Here is a 1376-nt window from a genome sequence, read left to right on the forward strand (position 1 = left end):
CGGAGCTGGAGCTTGGCGAGGACGCGGCCGATGTGCGTCTTGACCGTCTGCTCGGCGAGGAACAGCGTCCCGGCGATCTCCTGATTGGAGAGCCCGCGCGCGATCAGCCCCAGCACCTCCGTCTCGCGCGGGGTCAGCTCCTGCGGGCGCGGTACGGGCGTACGGCGCGGGGCCGGGCGCTGCCGCGCGAACTCCTCGATGAGGCGGCGGGTGACGGACGGGGCGAGCAGCGCGTCGCCGCTCGCCACGACCCGTACGGCCGCGATCAGATCGGCCGGCGGCGCGTCCTTGAGCAGGAAGCCGCTGGCCCCGACGCGCAGCGCCTCGTAGACGTAGTCGTCGACGTCGAAGGTGGTGAGCATCAGCACCTTCGGGCGGTGGGCTGCTTTTTCGTCGTCCCCGTCGTCCCCGTCGTCCGCATCATCCGCATCTGCGGTGAGGATCTCCCGGGCTGCCTCCAGGCCGTCCAGCTCGGGCATCCGCACGTCCATGAGCACCACGTCGGGGCACACGCGGCGGCTCAGTTCGACGCCCTGCCGGCCGTCCGCCGCGTCGCCGACGACGTCGATGTCGGGCTGTGCGTCGAGCAGCGCGGCGAACCCCGCCCGCACCATGGCCTGGTCGTCGACGATGATCACCCTGATGGTCATGGGGCGGGGGATTCCTCTGCGGTGTCGTGGACAGGGTCGATTTCCGCGGTGAGCGGGAAGCGCGCCGCCACGCGGAAGCCGCCGTCCGGCAGCGGGCCCGCCTCCAGCGTGCCGCCGAGCAGCCGGACGCGTTCGCGCATCCCGACCAGGCCGTGGCCCGTGCCGCCGCTCTCCAGCGGCGCGCCGGGCACGGCGGCGGACGGGGCGTTGACGATGACGACGCTCACGCCCGTACGGTCCGGGGCGACCGACACGCGGGTCGCCGCGCCCGGCGCGTGCCGCACCACGTTGGCGAGGGACTCCTGCACGACGCGGTACGCGGACAGGTCCACGGCCCCCGGCACGGGGGCCGTGTCCGGGCCCGGCTCGACGGAGAGCTCCACGGGCACCCCGGCCCGCACCGTCGACTCCGCCAGCCGGTCCAGCTCCGCCAGGCCGGGCTGCGGCGCGCGCTCGACGCCGGCGGTGCCCGTACCGCCCCTACCGTCCGTGCCGCGCAGCGCGCCCAGCAGCCGCCGCATCTCGGTGAGGGACTCGCGGGCGGTCGCGGCGATGGCGGCGAACTCCTCGCCCGTCTCGGGCGGCACGCCGCCGAGCCGGTACGGGGCGCTGTCCGCCTGCACCGTGATCACGGACATGTGGTGCGCGACGACGTCGTGCATCTCCCGCGCGATGCGGGCGCGTTCTTCGAGGAGGGTGCGCCGGGCCCGTTCCGCCTCGCTGACC

2 protein-coding genes are annotated in these 1376 nt (G+C 74.9%); both read right to left on the reverse strand.

Going from position 1 to position 1376, the window contains the following annotated elements; all coding sequences use genetic code 11:
• The coding region (locus tag ACFU99_RS43750) for a response regulator (RefSeq protein ID WP_384404365.1) at positions 1-650 on the reverse strand (650 nt) is incomplete at its 3' end.
• A partial coding sequence (locus tag ACFU99_RS43755) for a sensor histidine kinase (RefSeq protein WP_384404367.1) occupies positions 647-1376 on the reverse strand: 730 nt, incomplete at its 5' end. The genes ACFU99_RS43755 and ACFU99_RS43750, both read right to left, overlap by 4 nt.

Origin of the sequence: Streptomyces sp. NPDC057654, assembly GCF_042800135.1 — a bacterium.
Taxonomy (GTDB): domain Bacteria; phylum Actinomycetota; class Actinomycetes; order Streptomycetales; family Streptomycetaceae; genus Streptomyces.